We start from the raw sequence: 15,892 nt of genomic DNA, 5'->3' as shown, positions 1-15,892 counted from the left end.
CAGCAAATCAGCAGCAAGCGACCACCGTGCGGTAGATATTTATGTCTCTGCCGTGGGGGCTGACTTGGTATCCTGCGCGGCCTGCCGCAAATCGGCCGCGCCCGGTAAACTGCGCCTTTGCGACGCTATATGTCGCATTGCCGTAAACCCGGGAAAATCCGGGGTTTGCGCTATAAGAAGTTGTCGCTTGGCGACAAGGCCGGGCACCCAACTGTCCTTACAATCCCCTCATCGCTCGCCAGTTCCAGGCGGGTGTTCCTCTTCAGGAGACTCCGATGTCCGTTGAGCACGCTGCGGTACAACGCGCCGATTTCGACCAGGTAATGGTTCCCAACTACGCGCCTGCCGCTTTCATTCCGGTGCGTGGCGCCGGTTCCCGGGTCTGGGATCAGGCCGGCCGCGAGCTGATCGACTTCGCCGGCGGGATTGCCGTCAACGTTTTGGGCCATGCGCATCCGGCGCTGGTCGGCGCGTTGACCGAACAGGCGAACAAGCTGTGGCACGTGTCCAACGTGTTCACCAACGAACCGGCCCTGCGTCTGGCGCACAAGCTGATCGACGCCACGTTTGCCGAGCGCGTGTTCTTCTGCAACTCCGGCGCCGAAGCCAACGAGGCCGCGTTCAAGCTGGCCCGTCGCGTCGCATTCGACCGTTTCGGCACCGAGAAATACGAAATCATCGCCGCGCTGAACAGCTTCCACGGCCGTACCCTGTTCACGGTCAACGTCGGTGGTCAGTCGAAATACTCCGACGGCTTCGGCCCGAAAATCACTGGCATCACCCACGTTCCCTACAACGATCTGGCCGCACTGAAAGCCGCAGTGTCCGAGAAGACCTGCGCGGTGGTGCTTGAGCCGATCCAGGGCGAGGGCGGCGTGCTGCCGGCCGAGCTGGCTTACCTGCAAGGTGCCCGCGAACTCTGCGACGCGAACAACGCGCTGCTGGTGTTCGACGAAGTGCAGACCGGCATGGGCCGCAGCGGCAAGCTGTTTGCCTACCAGCATTACGGCGTGACCCCGGACATCCTCACCAGCGCCAAGAGCCTGGGCGGCGGTTTCCCGATCGCGGCAATGATGACCACCGAAGCGCTGGCCAAACATCTGGTCGTCGGCACCCACGGCACCACTTACGGCGGCAACCCGCTGGCCTGCGCCGTCGCCGAAGCGGTGATCGACGTGGTCAACACCCCTGAAGTGCTGAACGGCGTGAACGCCAAGCACGACAAGTTCAAGACCCGCCTGCAACAGATCGGCGAGAAATACGGCTTGTTCACCCAAGTGCGTGGTCTCGGTCTGCTGATCGGTTGCGTGCTGAGCGAAGCGTGGAAAGGCAAGGCCAAGGACATCTTCAACGCCGCCGAACAGGAAGGCCTGATGATTCTTCAGGCTGGCCCGGACGTGATCCGTTTCGCCCCGAGCCTGGTGGTGGAAGACGCCGATATCGATGCCGGTCTCGACCGCTTCGAACGTGCTGCCGCGAAGTTGACGCAAGCCTGATGGACCTTTCGGCGCCTGGAGTTTTTCCGGCGCCGAACCAATTTTTGATACCGGGCACATTCACCTGTTGGATTGAACCTGTGGTGAGGGGATTTATCCCCGATGGGCTGCGCAGCGGCCCGAGATTTTTGGGGGTGCTTCGCCCCCCAGTGGGGATAAATCCCCTCGCCACAAGTCCCATTCCTGCATCGATCTTTATGTGGGCCCGGTTTTTTCTGTGAATATTGAAGAGAAAGGAGTGACACCATGCTGGTGATGCGCCCCGCGCAAATGGCTGATCTGGGCGAGGTACAGCGTCTGGCTGCGGACAGCCCGATTGGTGTCACTTCCTTGCCGGATGACGTGGAACGTCTGAGCGACAAGATTGCCGCGAGCGAAGCTTCGTTCGCCGCCGAAGTGAGCTTCAACGGTGAAGAGAGTTACTTCTTTGTCCTTGAAGACTCGAGCACCGGCAAACTGGTCGGTTGCTCGGCCATTGTCGCTTCGGCCGGTTACTCCGAGCCGTTCTACAGCTTCCGCAACGAGACTTTCGTCCACGCCTCCCGCGAGCTGAAGATCCACAACAAGATCCACGTGCTCTCGCAGTGCCACGACCTGACTGGCAACAGCCTGCTGACCAGTTTCTATGTGCAGCGCGAGCTGGTCGGATCGCCGTGGGCCGAGCTCAATTCCCGAGGTCGTCTGCTGTTCGTCGCCAGCCACCCGGAGCGTTTTGCCGATTCGGTGGTGACCGAGATCGTCGGTTACAGCGACGAAAATGGCGACTCGCCGTTCTGGGATGCGATCGGGCGTAATTTCTTCGACCTCAACTACGCCGAGGCCGAGCGCCTGTGCGGGCTGAAAAGCCGCACCTTCCTCGCCGAGCTGATGCCGCATTACCCGATCTATGTGCCGCTGCTGCCGGACTCCGCCCAAGAGGCGATGGGCCAGGTGCACCCGCGTGCGCAGATCACCTTCGACATCCTGATGCGCGAAGGCTTCGAAACCGATCACTACATCGACATCTTCGACGGCGGCCCGACCCTGCATGCGCGGGTTTCCGGGATCCGTTCGATCGCCCAGAGCCGCGTGGTGCCGGTGAAGATCGGCGAGCCAGTGAAAGGTGCCGGGCGTCAGTATCTGGTGGCCAATGCGCAGTTGCAGGATTACCGCGCGGTGTTGCTGGAGCTGGATTACGCGCCGGGCAAACCGGTGACGCTGGATATGGAAGCAGCCGAAGCCCTGGGCGTCGGTGAAGGTGCCAGCGTGCGCCTGGTGGCGGTTTAACGCCTTAGCGAGTTTCACGGGTGGCGCGAGCGGCCCGTTTGAGGAGATAGCATGATTGTTCGTCCCGTACGCAGCAGCGATTTATCCGCGCTGATCGACCTGGCCCGCAGCACCGGCACCGGCCTGACTACCTTGCCGGCCAACGAAGAGCGCCTGACCCACCGGGTCGGCTGGGCCGAGAAGACCTTTCGCGGCGAAGCCGGGCGTGGCGATGCCGACTATCTGTTCGTGCTCGAAGACGATGACGGCCGCGTGGTGGGGATTTCCGCCATCGCCGGTGCGGTCGGCCTGCGTGAGCCCTGGTACAACTTCCGCGTCGGTCTGACGGTCAGCGCTTCGCAAGAGCTGAACATTTACCGCGAAATCCCGACGCTGTTTCTGGCCAACGACCTGACCGGCAATTCCGAGCTGTGCTCGCTGTTCCTGCACGCCGATTACCGCAACGGTCTCAACGGCCGGATGCTGTCCAAGGCGCGCATGCTGTTCATCGCTGAGTTCCCGGAGCTGTTCGGCAACAAGATCATCGCCGAAATGCGTGGCGTGTCCGATGACGCCGGGCGCTCGCCGTTCTGGGAAAGCCTCGGCCGCCATTTCTTCAAGATGGAATTCAGCCAGGCCGATTACCTGACCGGCGTCGGCAACAAGGCGTTCATCGCCGAACTGATGCCGAAATTCCCGCTGTACACCTGCTTCCTTTCGCCGGACGCGCGCAACGTCATCGGCCAGGTGCACCCGGACACCGAGCCGGCACTGGCCATGCTCAAGAGCGAAGGCTTCAGCTATCAGGGTTACGTCGACATCTTCGACGCCGGGCCGGCCATCGAATGCGAAACCAGCAAGATCCGCGCGGTGCGTGACAGCGAAGCGCTGGTGCTGGCCGTCGGCACGCCGGGCGATGACGCCACGCCGTTCATCATCCACAACCGCAAGCGCGAGGATTGCCGCATCACGGCTGCACCAGCGCGACTGGCTGCGGGCACCCTGGTGGTCGATCCGCAGACCGCGAAACGTCTTCAACTCAGCGCCGGCGATCAGGTTCGCGCCGTGGCGTTGTCCGCTGCACGGGAGTCGAAATAATGAATTCGCTATACATCGCAGGTGAGTGGCTGGCCGGTCAGGGCGAAGCCTTTCAATCTTTGAACCCGGTGACCCAGCAAGTGCTGTGGGCGGGCGAGGGCGCCACTGCCGCGCAGGTCGAATCGGCGGTTCAGGCTGCTCGCCAGGCATTTCCTCAGTGGGCACGTCGCACCCTCGAGGAGCGCATCAGCGTCCTCGAAGCTTTCGCCGCTGCGTTGAAAAACCACGCTGACGAACTGGCTCGCACCATCGGCGAGGAAACCGGCAAACCGCTGTGGGAAGCTGCGACCGAAGTCACCAGCATGGTCAACAAGATCGCGATTTCAGTGCAGAGCTACCGCGAGCGCACCGGCGAGAAGAGCGGCCCATTGGGCGACGCCACCGCCGTGTTGCGCCACAAGCCCCACGGCGTGGTCGCGGTGTTTGGTCCTTACAACTTCCCCGGTCACCTGCCTAACGGTCATATCGTCCCGGCGCTGCTGGCCGGTAACAGCGTGCTGTTCAAGCCCAGCGAACTGACGCCGAAAGTCGCCGAGCTGACGGTCAAGTGCTGGATCGAAGCCGGTCTGCCGGCAGGCGTGTTGAACCTGCTGCAAGGCGCGCGGGAAACCGGTATCGCTCTGGCGGCGAACCCGGGTATCGACGGTCTGTTCTTCACCGGTTCAAGCCGCACCGGCAATCACCTGCACCAGCAATTCGCCGGGCGTCCGGACAAGATCCTCGCCCTGGAAATGGGCGGCAACAACCCACTGGTGGTCGATCAGGTCGCTGATCTGGACGCGGCGGTGTACACCATCATTCAGTCGGCGTTCATTTCCGCCGGCCAGCGCTGCACCTGCGCCCGGCGTCTGCTGGTGCCGCAAGGCGCGTGGGGCGACAGCCTGCTCAAGCGTCTGGTGGAAGTCAGTTCGACCATTGAAGTCGGTGCGTTCGATCAGCAACCGGCACCGTTCATGGGCTCGGTGATTTCCCTCGGCGCGGCGAAAGCGCTGATGGATGCGCAGGAACAACTGCTGGCCAACGGCGCGGTGGCGCTGTTGGAAATGACTCAGCCGCAAGCGCAATCGGCCTTGCTGACTCCGGGCATTGTCGATGTGACGGCCGTGGCCGAGCGTCCGGACGAAGAACTGTTCGGGCCGCTGCTGCAAGTGATCCGCTATGCCGATTTCGGCGCCGCGATCACTGAAGCCAACAACACCGCTTATGGACTGGCCGCCGGTTTGCTCTCCGATTCCGAAGCGCGTTACCAGCAGTTCTGGCTGGAAAGCCGCGCCGGCATCGTCAACTGGAACAAACAGCTGACTGGTGCCGCGAGCAGCGCGCCATTCGGCGGCGTCGGCGCCTCGGGCAACCACCGCGCCAGCGCCTATTACGCAGCGGACTACTGCGCATACCCGGTGGCGTCGCTGGAAACCCCGAGCCTGGTGTTGCCTGCCTCGCTGACACCCGGCGTGAAAATGGCGTAGCGCCACTTCGCTGGCAAGCCAGCTCCCACAGGGTCAGAGACGTCCACACATTTTGTGTACGACGCGGTCAATGTGGGAGCTGGCTTGCCAGCGATGGCCGCACTGCGGTCTTAAAGAATAGTTACTGAAGCCTATAACAACAGATTCTCGTGGAGCCTCGCTGATGAAATCCTATGAAGTCAATTTTGACGGTCTAGTGGGGCCGACCCATAACTACGGTGGTCTGTCCTACGGCAACGTCGCCTCGCAGAGCAACAGTCAGCAATCCTCGAATCCGAAGGAAGCAGCGCTGCAAGGTCTGGCAAAAATGAAAGCGCTGATGGACATGGGCTTTCAGCAAGGCGTGCTGGCTCCGCAGGAGCGTCCTGATGTGGCGGCGCTGCGTCGGCTGGGCTTCAGCGGCACTGACGCGCAGGTGATCGAGCGCGCCGCCAAGGAAGCGATGCCGCTGCTGGTCGCCAGTTGCTCGGCGTCGAGCATGTGGGTGGCCAACGCCGCCACGGTCAGCCCGAGTGCCGACACCGCTGACGGCCGCGTGCACTTCACCGCCGCCAACCTCAATTGCAAATATCACCGCAGCATCGAACACCCGACCACCAGCCGCGTGCTCGGCGCGATGTTCGCCAATCAACAGCACTTCGCCCATCACGCCGCATTGCCGGCGGTTGTGCAGTTCGGCGACGAAGGCGCGGCCAACCACACGCGTTTCTGCCGTGAGTACGGCGAGGCGGGCGTCGAGTTTTTCGTGTTCGGCCGCAGTGCGTTCGACAACCGCTTCCCGGCGCCGCAGAAATACCCTGCACGCCAGACCCTCGAAGCCTCGCAAGCCGTCGCGCGTCTGCACGGTCTGCGTGACGAAGGCGTGGTCTACGCGCAGCAGAATCCCAACGTCATCGATCAGGGTGTGTTCCACAACGACGTGATCGCCGTGGGCAACGGTGAAGTGCTGTTTTATCACGAGGACGCGTTCCTCGAGACCGACAAGATGCTCGCCGAACTGCAAGGCAAACTGGCCAAGGTCGGCGGTAACTTCCAGTCCGTTTGCGTGCCGCGTTCGGCAGTCACCGTGGATGACGCGGTGCGTTCCTACCTGTTCAACAGCCAATTGCTCTCGCGTCCTGATGGTTCGATGCTGTTGATCGTGCCGCAGGAATGCCAGGCCAACGAACGCGTCTGGGCTTATCTGCAAAGCCTGACCAGCTCCGGCGGGCTGATCCGCGAAGTGAAGGTCTTCGATCTCAAGCAAAGCATGCAGAACGGCGGTGGCCCAGCGTGCCTGCGTCTGCGCGTGGCACTGAATGAAACCGAACTGGCGGCGGTCAACCCAGGCGTTATCATGACGGCCCCGTTGTACGGTTCGTTGACCGCATGGGTTGAAAAGCACTACCGCGACCGCCTGAGCGAAACCGATCTGGCGGACCCGCAGTTGCTGCTTGAATGCCGGACGGCACTGGATGAACTGACGCAAATCCTTAAACTGGGCGCGGTTTATCCCTTCCAGATCAATTGATCGCCAGCGCGCTGCCTGAACGCGGCGCGCGGCGTGTCACCCCAAGAGAGTAAAAACATGAGCGATTCCCTGCAGCTGATCCTTGAAGACACCGACGGCACGCAATTGCAAACCTCGTGCACCCGCGTGGCGGTCATGTGGCAAGGCAAAGAGCTGTGGATCCAGCAGGACGGCCGTGGCCAGCTGCTGATCGGCGTGGACGTCGAGGAAGGTGACGAAGAGTACGCCAACCTGCTGCTGCGCCCATTGGCGACTAATCTGGTAAGTCTGCAACTGGAAATGGAACCGGCTGACCTCGGCGCTGACGAGGATCACGTACACGGCCCGGATTGCAACCACGACCACTAAGGAAACCGCTCTATGCTCGCCCTCGGCAAACTGCTTGAACTGACCCTCGCCGGCCGCGAACCGGCGGAGAAGACTCAACTGACTGTCGAAGGCGTGCGCATGCGCTGGTTGAGCGAAGGGGCGCTGGAAGTGCGGCCCCCGGAAGCGCGCGACAATGGCCTGGACCTGCTGCTGTCGGCAGGCATCCATGGCAACGAAACGGCACCGATCGAGTTGCTTGATCGGCTGCTGCACGACATCGCACGCGGCGATCTCAAGCCGCGCGCACGCATTCTGTTCCTGTTCGGCAACCCGGAAGCGATTCGCAAGGGCGAGCGTTTCGTCGAGCAGGATGTCAATCGGCTGTTCAACGGTCGCCACGAACAAAGCAGCGGCTCGGAAGCGTTGCGCGCCTGTGAGCTGGAACGGCTGGCGGCGAGTTTCTTCAGCAAACCCGAGCGCGAGCGTCTGCACTACGACCTGCACACCGCGATTCGCGGGTCGAAGATCGAACAGTTCGCCTTGTACCCGTGGAAGGAAGGGCGCCAGCATTCCCGTCGCGAACTGGCGCGCCTGCGCTCGGCCGGCATGGAGGCGGTGCTGCTGCAGAACAAACCATCCATCGTGTTCAGTTCGTACACCTACGACAAACTCGACGCCGAAGCTTTCACTCTGGAACTGGGCAAGGCGCGGCCGTTCGGGCAGAACGATGGCGTCAACGTCTCACTGCTGGAAACCCGCCTGAAGCAGATCATCGAAGGCGCTGAGCCGGAGACAGAAGAAGGGCTGGATGGCTTGCAGCTGTTCAGCGTGGCGCGGGAAATCATCAAGCACAGCGATGCGTTCCGCCTGAACCTGCCGGCGGACATCGAAAACTTTTCCGAGCTGGAGCCGGGTTATGTGCTGGCCGAGGATCTGGCCAGTACCCGCTGGGTGATCGAAGAGCAGGGCGCGCGGATCATCTTCCCCAACCCCAAGGTCAAGAACGGCCTGCGCGCCGGCATCCTGATCGTCCCGACCACCGACGAAAACCTCGCCTGACCCAGGTTGTGATCGTTCCCACGCTCCGCGTGGGAATGCAGCCCGGGACGCTCCGCGTCCCAACAGCGGACGCAGAGCGTCCATTGAGGCATTCCCACGCAGAGCGTGGGAACGATCATGTAAGAATCAGACCGCTACAGCGCGCGGCTCGGTTCGACGCAGCGCACGAACTTTCTGCAGCGTATCCGCGCAAGTCCGCGCTGCTTCCTGACCCTTGTGCACAAAGTGCTCGAAGAAGAACTTCTGATGCTCTTCGCCGGAATGGAAGTGATGCGGGGTCAGTGATACCGAGAACACCGGCACTTCGGTTTCCAGCTGCACCTGCATCAGGCCGCTGACCACCGATTGCGCAACGAACTCGTGACGGTAAATGCCGCCGTCCACCACCAGGGCGGCGGCGACGATGCCGGCGTAACGGCCGGACTTGGCCAGCAGCTTGGCGTGCAGCGGCATCTCAAAAGCGCCGCCGACTTCGAAGAAATCGATGTCCGATTCCTGATAACCCTGCACCAGCATTTCAGCGACGAAGCCTTTACGGCTCTGGTCGACGATTTCCTTGTGCCAGCAGGCCTGGATGAACGCGACGCGCTCGCCCTGTGGGTGTTTGCTTTTGCTGTCGATAGCGGTGGGTTGCATGTTCTGACTCCTGTTTGTGTGAAAAACAGGGCGTTATGAATCGAAAGGGATGCAAGGGTGCGAGCGCAGGCACGAGTGCACGCGGACGGCCCTTTGGCGTCGATCCCGTTCTCTCTTCATCCGGACTATGACCGTCGGCCCCGGGATCACACCGGGTCTGCTGACCTTGCCGACGCACCCGACTCAAGTCGTGTGCAACGCCAAGCGCTCGCGGGCTATGCGCGTTGCGCGCAATTACCGCCGGTGGGGAATTGCACCCCGCCCTGAGAACGTTTGTGCCGCCCATAGGCGGGCGGCGGCAAGTTTGTAACACATATTTCCCGGCCATGCACATGACACTGTGGGAGCGAGCCTGCTCGCGAAAGCGGCTTCACATTCAACGAATATGCTGCCTGTTACTTTGCTTTCGCGAGCAGGCTCGCTCCCACATGGGCTTTGTCTGCTCGAGGAAGAATGGGATTTTTCCTCGTTCAAGGGTTGATTAATCTGTGCGATGACCGCAGTAATCCCACTTCACAAAGGGATTTCCCCATCTGACCAGAGGCCAGGTTCATGAGCGTTATCGATCTTCGCAGCGACACCGTCACCCAACCGACTCCCGCCATGCTCGACGCGATGACCGCAGCGGACACCGGCGACGATGTGTACGGCGAAGATCCGACGGTCAATCGCCTCGAGGCCGAACTGGCCAAGCGCCTGGGCTTTGCCGCCGCGTTGTTCGTGCCGACCGGGACCATGAGCAACCTGCTCGGCCTGATGGCGCACTGCGAGCGTGGCGACGAATACATCGTCGGTCAGCAGGCGCACACCTATAAGTACGAAGGTGGCGGGGCGGCGGTGCTCGGCTCGATTCAGCCGCAGCCGCTGGAGGTGCAGGCCGACGGTTCACTGGATCTGGATCAGGTCGCCGCCGCGATCAAACCGGACGATTTCCATTTCGCCCGCACGCGTTTGCTGGCGCTGGAAAACACCATGCAGGGCAAAGTGCTGCCGCTGGAATATCTGGCGCGCGCGCGACGCTTTACTCAGGAACACGGCCTGCAATTGCACCTGGACGGCGCGCGGCTGTACAACGCGGCGGTCAAGCTTGGCGTCGACGCCCGCGAGATCACCCAGCATTTCGATTCGGTGTCGGTGTGCCTGTCCAAAGGCCTCGGCGCACCGGTCGGTTCGGTGCTGTGCGGTTCCGATCAACTGATCGGCAAAGCGCGGCGTTTGCGCAAAATGGTCGGTGGCGGCATGCGTCAGGCCGGGTTGCTCGCGGCGGCTGGCTTGTACGCGCTGGATCATCACGTCGAGCGGCTGGCGGATGACCACGCCAATGCACAGTTACTTGCCGATGGTCTGCGTGAGGCCGGTTTTGTCGTCGAACCTGTGCAAACCAACATGGTTTATGTGCAAATGGGTGACAAGGCCGCAGCACTCAAGGACTTTGCCGGCGAACGCGGGATCAGGCTCAGCGCCGCTGCGCGCTTGCGCATGGTCACGCACATGGACGTCAGCCGCGCGCAAATCGAGCAAGTGATCGCGACATTCGTCGAGTTTTCACGCAAGTGACAGCGTTAGCCGTCCAATTGACCGTTTCTATCGTATAAACACGCTGTACCCCGCGCGCAGGGCCGATATAATGCGGCCCTTTGCCGTCGCTTCGTCTCATGACGTTTCGAACAGGCCTTTGGCCGCAGCCTCCGTGGAAGAACCTAATGAAAAGCGCAGAAATCCGTGAAGCCTTCCTTCGCTTCTTCGAAGAGCAAGGCCACACCCGTGTAGCCTCCAGCTCTTTGATTCCGGGCAACGACCCAACCCTGCTGTTCACCAACGCGGGGATGAACCAGTTCAAGGACTGCTTCCTGGGCCAGGAAAAACGTGCGTATACCCGTGCCACCAGCAGCCAGAAATGCGTGCGCGCCGGCGGCAAGAACAGTGACTTGGAAAACGTCGGTTATACCGCGCGTCACCACACGTTCTTCGAAATGCTCGGCAACTTCAGCTTCGGCGACTACTTCAAGCACGACGCGATCACCTTTGCCTGGACCTTCCTCACTGGCGTGCTCAAGCTGCCGAAGGAAAAGCTCTGGGTCACCGTCTACGCCACCGACGACGAAGCGTATGACATCTGGACACAGAAAATCGGTGTGCCCGCCGAGCGCATGATCCGCATCGGCGACAACAAGGGCGCGCCGTACGCTTCCGACAACTTCTGGACCATGGGCGATACCGGCCCGTGCGGCCCGTGCACCGAAATTTTCTACGATCACGGCGAGCACATCTGGGGCGGCCCGCCGGGCTCGCCGGAAGAAGATGGCGACCGCTACATCGAAATCTGGAACAACGTGTTCATGCAGTTCAACCGCACCGCCGATGGCGTGTTGCATCCGTTGCCTGCGCCGTCGGTGGACACCGGCATGGGCCTGGAGCGGATCAGTGCGGTGATGCAGCACGTCAACTCCAACTACGACATCGACCTGTTCAAGAACCTGCTCAAGGCTTCGGCTGAAGCGATCGGCTGCGAAAACGGCGATCAGTCGTCGCTCAAAGTCGTCTCCGACCACATCCGTTCCTGCGGTTTCCTGATCGCCGACGGCGTGCTGCCGTCCAACGAAGGTCGCGGTTACGTGCTGCGCCGGATCATCCGTCGCGCCTGCCGTCACGGCAACAAGCTTGGCGCCAGCGGCAGCTTCTTCTACAAGATCGTCGCGGCGCTGGTCGCCGAGATGGGCGAAGCCTTCCCGGAACTGAAGAAGCAGCAAAGCAACATCGAGCGCGTGCTCAAGGCTGAAGAAGAGCAGTTCTCCAAGACCCTGGAGCACGGCTTGAAAATCCTCGAGCAGGATCTGGCCGAACTCAAAGGCACCGTGGTGCCAGGCGACGTGGTGTTCAAACTCTACGACACCTACGGTTTCCCGATGGACCTGACCGCCGACATCGCCCGCGAACGCGGCCTGACCGTCGACGAAGCCGGCTTCGAGCGCGAGATGGAAGCGCAGCGTGTTCGCGCGCGTTCGGCCAGCTCGTTCGGTCTGGACTACAACACCCTGGTCAAGGTCGACGTGGCCACCGAGTTCACCGGTTACGCCGCCACCAGCGGCTCGGCGAAAATCGTTGCCATCTATAAGGATGGCCAGTCGGTCGACGTGCTGAGCGAAGGTCAGGAAGGCGTGATCGTGCTCAACCAGACGCCGTTCTACGCCGAATCCGGTGGCCAGATCGGCGACTGCGGTTTCATTCAGGCCGGCAGCAGCCGCTTCGACGTGCGCGACACCACCAAGACCGGCGGCGCATTCCTGCACCACGGCGTGCTGGCCTCGGGCAGTCTGACCATTGGCGCACCGGTGGAAACCCACGTCGACGCCGAAGTGCGTCACGCCACCGCGCTGAACCACTCGGCTACGCACTTGCTGCACGCCGCGCTGCGTCAGGTGCTCGGTGAGCATGTGCAGCAGAAAGGTTCGTTGGTCGACAGTCAGCGTCTGCGTTTCGACTTCAGCCACTTCGAAGCGATCAAGCCAGAACAGATCAAGCAGCTGGAAGACATCGTCAACGCCGAGATTCGCAAGAACTCCGCCGTTGAAACCGAAGAAACCGACATCGAAACCGCGAAGAACAAAGGCGCCATGGCGCTGTTCGGCGAGAAGTACGGCGACAGCGTGCGCGTGCTGAGCATGGGCGACTTCTCGGTTGAACTGTGCGGCGGTATCCACGCCAACCGTACCGGCGACATCGGCCTGCTGAAAATCATCAGCGAAGGCGGTGTGGCATCGGGCGTGCGTCGTATCGAGGCAGTCACCGGTGCTGCGGCACTGGCCTACTTGAACGCGGCGGAAGAACAACTCAAGGAAGCGGCCAGCCTGGTCAAGGGCAGCCGCGACAACCTGATCGACAAGCTCTCGGCGGTACTGGAGCGCAACCGTCTGCTGGAGAAACAACTCGAGCAGTTGCAGGCCAAGGCAGCCAGCGCGGCGGGCGACGATCTGTCGGCCTCGGCGGTGGACGTCAAGGATGTGAAGGTTTTGGCCGCCCGTCTGGACGGTCAGGATGGCAAGGCGCTGCTGGCGCTGGTCGATCAGCTGAAAAACAAACTCGGCCGCGCAGTGATCCTGCTCGGCGGTGTCCATGAGGAAAAGGTCGTACTGGTTGCAGGCGTAACCAAGGACCTGACTGGCCAACTCAAAGCCGGTGATTTGATGAAACAGGCTGCTGCGGCAGTGGGCGGGAAGGGCGGTGGTCGTCCGGACATGGCGCAGGGCGGTGGTGTCGATGCCGCTGCGCTGGATGGCGCACTGGCGCTGACCGTTCCATTCGTCGAGCAGGCTTTATAAGACGGCTCGCCGGGCCCGCAGTCTAGTGGCGGGCCTGGCGACTGTTCGAAAGATTATTGGGCGCCCTTCATGGGCAGAGGCGGCTTTGAAATGGCTTTGATCGTACAGAAATTTGGAGGCACCTCGGTCGGCACTGTCGAGAGAATCGAGCAGGTCGCCGACAAGGTTAAGAAATTCCGCGATGCCGGCGATGACCTGGTGGTTGTGCTGTCTGCAATGAGCGGCGAAACCAACCGTCTGATCGATCTGGCCAAGCAAATCAGTGGCGAGGCGCAACCGGTTCCGCGCGAGCTGGACGTGATCGTGTCCACCGGTGAGCAGGTGACGATTGCCCTGTTGGCCATGGCGCTGATCAAGCGCGGTGTGCCGGCGGTGTCGTACACCGGCAATCAGGTGCGGATCCTGACTGACAGTGCGCACAATAAAGCGCGTATCTTGCAGATTGATGACCAGAAGATTCGCGGTGATCTGAAGGCTGGTCGCGTGGTGGTTGTCGCCGGTTTCCAAGGCGTCGACGAGCACGGCAACATCACCACCCTCGGTCGCGGCGGTTCCGATACCACGGGCGTGGCGCTGGCGGCGGCCTTGAAGGCGGATGAATGCCAGATCTACACCGACGTCGACGGTGTCTACACCACCGACCCGCGTGTGGTGCCGGTCGCTCAGCGTCTGGACAAGATCACCTTCGAAGAGATGCTGGAAATGGCCAGCCTCGGCTCCAAGGTGCTGCAGATCCGTGCGGTGGAATTCGCCGGCAAGTACAACGTTCCGCTGCGCGTACTGCACAGCTTCAAGGAGGGTCCGGGCACCCTCATTACTATTGATGAAGAGGAAACCATGGAACAGCCGATCATTTCCGGCATCGCTTTCAACCGCGATGAAGCCAAGCTGACCATCCGTGGCGTGCCAGACACCCCGGGCGTGGCGTTCAAGATTCTCGGCCCGATCAGTGCCGCGAACATCGAAGTCGACATGATCGTGCAGAACGTCGCGCACGATAACACCACCGACTTCACCTTCACCGTGCACCGCAACGATTACCAGGCTGCACAGACCGTGCTGGAAAACACCGCTCGCGAAATCGGTGCCCGTGAAGTAGTCGGCGACACCAAGATCGCCAAGGTCTCGATCGTCGGCGTCGGCATGCGTTCCCACGCAGGCGTGGCCAGCCGCATGTTCGAATCCCTGGCGAAAGAAAGCATCAACATCCAGATGATCTCGACTTCGGAAATCAAGGTTTCCGTGGTGATCGAAGAGAAGTACCTGGAACTGGCCGTGCGCGCGCTGCACACGGCTTTCGAACTGGATGCTCCGGCCCGTCAGGGCGAGTAATCCACTTCCGTGAAGGGCGCGGTCTGACCGCGCCCTTTATTTTTGAATGGCGCGAGCCCCGGAACTGTTCTTTTGCTCGCGCTGGTCAATACTCAGGCATGTAGGGCTACGATCGCTGCGGTTGTAGGTCGGGTGCCTTTTTTTTGCAGACTGTTGTCCCTGAAATGAATGGCGTAAGGAGAAAGGTATGCTGATTCTGACTCGTCGGTGCGCGGAAAGCCTGATTATCGGTGACGGCGAAATCACCGTGACCGTGCTCGGCGTCAAAGGAAACCAGGTGCGTATCGGCGTCAACGCTCCGAAAGAGGTTGCGGTGCACCGTGAGGAAATTTACCTGCGTATAAAGAAAGAGAAGGACGAAGAACCAAGCCATTAATTTTTATCGATTTTTATGTTTGCAAACGGGGAAGAAGCTGGTTAATATACGCCCCGTGTTGCGGAGAGCTGGCCGAGTGGCCGAAGGCGCTCCCCTGCTAAGGGAGTACACCTCAAAAGGGTGTCGGGGGTTCGAATCCCCCGTTCTCCGCCATTATTTGCTTAGTACGTCGTAATCTGGCTTCTTCTGTAAGTTGTTGAAATTACTAGAAAAAGTGTTTGACATAGAGATTAGACGGCCTATAATGCGCGGCAACAAATGCACTCGTAGCTCAGCTGGATAGAGTACTCGGCTACGAACCGAGCGGTCACAGGTTCGAATCCTGTCGAGTGCACCATATACCAAGAAGCCCGCGTTTAACGCGGGCTTTTTGCTGTCCGGGATTTGGCTTTTCCCTTCACACAGCCTCTTTCATCAAAATCAATTTGAGCACTGCGGCCTCGCTTGAGGTCGTAACGATAGCTCGTTGTCGATGTGCGCGTGTTGATCTTGTCCGGTTTGCCCAGCGCGCTTTCGACGTCTCGCTGACTCATGCCGGCAATCACTCGGCGGTTGATGATCGCTTCGCGCCGCTGTCTGTTGTCGATCAGGTTTCCACATTTATGTTCAGTGCCTCCGACGATGCCCGGTTCGCGTCCGCTGTCTTTCATGCCGGTCGCGGCTTCGTGATTGAACTCCGGCATGATTGCGACCCAGCCAGGGGAATACGGGTGGACCTCTTGAATTGAGAGTTGCTCGCCAGTTGCGCAGCTCATCGACGTAAACGTGACGGCGCCGTCAGCGGCCTGGCAACGATGAAGTGTGGTGGCGTTGGCAGGCGTGAAGTGGAGCAGGGCGGTCAGTAGAAAAAGCGCTGGTTTTACTGGCATTCGATGTCCTCCATGACGATCTAAGCTCAAGGGTAGTCGCTGCTTTTTGCATTGCCGGTGTGTTTTCTTTTCAAGATGAGTCGTCGCATTTGCACGGGTCAGGCAGGCGCTCAGGTTTGTTTCGCAAGCGCTTGTTTCAGCCGTGATTTTTTCAACGTTTTAAACCGTCAGGCGTGT

13 protein-coding genes, 2 tRNA genes and 1 riboswitch are annotated in these 15,892 nt (G+C 60.8%); of the genes, 13 read left to right on the top strand and 2 right to left on the bottom strand.

Annotated elements, in window-relative coordinates; all coding sequences use genetic code 11:
- Positions 1-275 precede the first annotated feature (275 nt).
- The 7 genes from BXA01_RS08775 to astE all read left to right on the top strand — a co-directional run bounded on the left by BXA01_RS08775 (position 276) and on the right by astE (position 8,183).
- Positions 276-1,496, top strand: a complete 1,221-nt coding sequence (locus BXA01_RS08775; RefSeq protein WP_016773586.1) for an aspartate aminotransferase family protein — start codon at positions 276-278, stop codon at positions 1,494-1,496.
- A 246-nt stretch (positions 1,497-1,742) separates the two neighbouring features.
- Positions 1,743-2,762, top strand: coding sequence for an arginine/ornithine succinyltransferase subunit alpha (aruF, locus tag BXA01_RS08770; protein ID WP_024014015.1), 1,020 nt, complete (start codon positions 1,743-1,745; stop codon positions 2,760-2,762).
- Positions 2,763-2,813: 51 nt separating this feature from the next.
- Positions 2,814-3,839 carry an arginine N-succinyltransferase gene (gene astA, locus BXA01_RS08765; RefSeq protein ID WP_024014014.1) on the top strand — a complete coding sequence of 342 codons (1,026 nt, stop codon included), beginning with the start codon at positions 2,814-2,816 and terminating at the stop codon, positions 3,837-3,839.
- The gene (gene astD / locus BXA01_RS08760) at positions 3,836-5,305 is read left to right on the top strand and encodes a succinylglutamate-semialdehyde dehydrogenase (RefSeq protein ID WP_164558284.1); all 1,470 of its coding nucleotides are present in this window, start codon (positions 3,836-3,838) and stop codon (positions 5,303-5,305) included. Before astA ends, astD begins: the two co-directional genes overlap by 4 nt.
- A 163-nt stretch (positions 5,306-5,468) precedes the next feature.
- Complete coding sequence (gene astB / locus BXA01_RS08755; RefSeq protein WP_076563872.1) at positions 5,469-6,815, top strand: N-succinylarginine dihydrolase; 1,347 nt, start codon at positions 5,469-5,471, stop codon at positions 6,813-6,815.
- Positions 6,816-6,872: 57 nt separating this feature from the next.
- Complete coding sequence (locus BXA01_RS08750; protein WP_016773591.1) at positions 6,873-7,163, top strand: hypothetical protein; 291 nt, start codon at positions 6,873-6,875, stop codon at positions 7,161-7,163.
- A 12-nt stretch (positions 7,164-7,175) separates the two neighbouring features.
- Positions 7,176-8,183, top strand: coding sequence for a succinylglutamate desuccinylase (gene astE / locus BXA01_RS08745; protein WP_076563871.1), 1,008 nt, complete (start codon positions 7,176-7,178; stop codon positions 8,181-8,183).
- Between the two features lie 126 nt (positions 8,184-8,309).
- Here the strand turns inward: astE and BXA01_RS08740 are convergent, their stop codons facing one another.
- Positions 8,310-8,819, bottom strand: coding sequence for a 6,7-dimethyl-8-ribityllumazine synthase (locus BXA01_RS08740; protein WP_076563870.1), 510 nt, complete (start codon positions 8,817-8,819; stop codon positions 8,310-8,312).
- Positions 8,820-8,922: 103 nt separating this feature from the next.
- Positions 8,923-9,094, bottom strand: a riboswitch (FMN riboswitch).
- Between the two features lie 277 nt (positions 9,095-9,371).
- On the opposite strand from BXA01_RS08740, the gene ltaE reads away from it, so the two are divergent.
- The 6 genes from ltaE (at position 9,372) to BXA01_RS08710 (ending at position 15,183) form a co-directional block, all read left to right on the top strand.
- Positions 9,372-10,376, top strand: a complete 1,005-nt coding sequence (gene ltaE, locus BXA01_RS08735) for a low-specificity L-threonine aldolase (protein ID WP_076563869.1) — start codon at positions 9,372-9,374, stop codon at positions 10,374-10,376.
- A 146-nt stretch (positions 10,377-10,522) separates the two neighbouring features.
- A complete protein-coding gene (gene alaS / locus BXA01_RS08730; RefSeq protein WP_076563868.1) occupies positions 10,523-13,138 on the top strand; it encodes an alanine--tRNA ligase in 2,616 nt (871 codons plus the stop codon).
- 90 nt (positions 13,139-13,228) lie between these two features.
- The gene (locus tag BXA01_RS08725; RefSeq protein WP_016773595.1) at positions 13,229-14,470 is read left to right on the top strand and encodes an aspartate kinase; all 1,242 of its coding nucleotides are present in this window, start codon (positions 13,229-13,231) and stop codon (positions 14,468-14,470) included.
- Positions 14,471-14,657: 187 nt separating this feature from the next.
- Positions 14,658-14,846, top strand: coding sequence for a carbon storage regulator CsrA (csrA, locus tag BXA01_RS08720; protein ID WP_002554426.1), 189 nt, complete (start codon positions 14,658-14,660; stop codon positions 14,844-14,846).
- Positions 14,847-14,908: 62 nt separating this feature from the next.
- A tRNA-Ser gene (locus BXA01_RS08715) sits at positions 14,909-14,999 on the top strand.
- 107 nt (positions 15,000-15,106) lie between these two features.
- A tRNA-Arg gene (locus BXA01_RS08710) sits at positions 15,107-15,183 on the top strand.
- A 19-nt stretch (positions 15,184-15,202) separates the two neighbouring features.
- Here the strand turns inward: BXA01_RS08710 and BXA01_RS08705 are convergent.
- On the bottom strand, positions 15,203-15,715 hold the full coding sequence (locus BXA01_RS08705) for a cell envelope protein SmpA (protein ID WP_076563867.1): 513 nt from the start codon (positions 15,713-15,715) through the stop codon (positions 15,203-15,205).
- Positions 15,716-15,892: the final 177 nt, after the last annotated feature.

Origin of the sequence: Pseudomonas sp. B10 (assembly GCF_900156235.1) — a bacterium.
GTDB lineage: Bacteria > Pseudomonadota > Gammaproteobacteria > Pseudomonadales > Pseudomonadaceae > Aquipseudomonas > Aquipseudomonas siliginis.
This window is presented reverse-complemented; position numbering and strand designations above follow the sequence as displayed.

Coding starts and splice junctions, on each gene's coding strand:
- BXA01_RS08775 (WP_016773586.1), top strand. CDS start 276: ATGTCCGTTGAGCACGCTGCGGTACAACGCGCCGATTTCGACCAGGTA.
- aruF (WP_024014015.1), top strand. CDS start 1,743: ATGCTGGTGATGCGCCCCGCGCAAATGGCTGATCTGGGCGAGGTACAG.
- astA (WP_024014014.1), top strand. CDS start 2,814: ATGATTGTTCGTCCCGTACGCAGCAGCGATTTATCCGCGCTGATCGAC.
- astB (WP_076563872.1), top strand. CDS start 5,469: ATGAAATCCTATGAAGTCAATTTTGACGGTCTAGTGGGGCCGACCCAT.
- BXA01_RS08750 (WP_016773591.1), top strand. CDS start 6,873: ATGAGCGATTCCCTGCAGCTGATCCTTGAAGACACCGACGGCACGCAA.
- astE (WP_076563871.1), top strand. CDS start 7,176: ATGCTCGCCCTCGGCAAACTGCTTGAACTGACCCTCGCCGGCCGCGAA.
- BXA01_RS08740 (WP_076563870.1), bottom strand. CDS start 8,819: ATGCAACCCACCGCTATCGACAGCAAAAGCAAACACCCACAGGGCGAG.
- ltaE (WP_076563869.1), top strand. CDS start 9,372: ATGAGCGTTATCGATCTTCGCAGCGACACCGTCACCCAACCGACTCCC.
- alaS (WP_076563868.1), top strand. CDS start 10,523: ATGAAAAGCGCAGAAATCCGTGAAGCCTTCCTTCGCTTCTTCGAAGAG.
- BXA01_RS08725 (WP_016773595.1), top strand. CDS start 13,229: ATGGCTTTGATCGTACAGAAATTTGGAGGCACCTCGGTCGGCACTGTC.
- csrA (WP_002554426.1), top strand. CDS start 14,658: ATGCTGATTCTGACTCGTCGGTGCGCGGAAAGCCTGATTATCGGTGAC.
- BXA01_RS08705 (WP_076563867.1), bottom strand. CDS start 15,715: ATGCCAGTAAAACCAGCGCTTTTTCTACTGACCGCCCTGCTCCACTTC.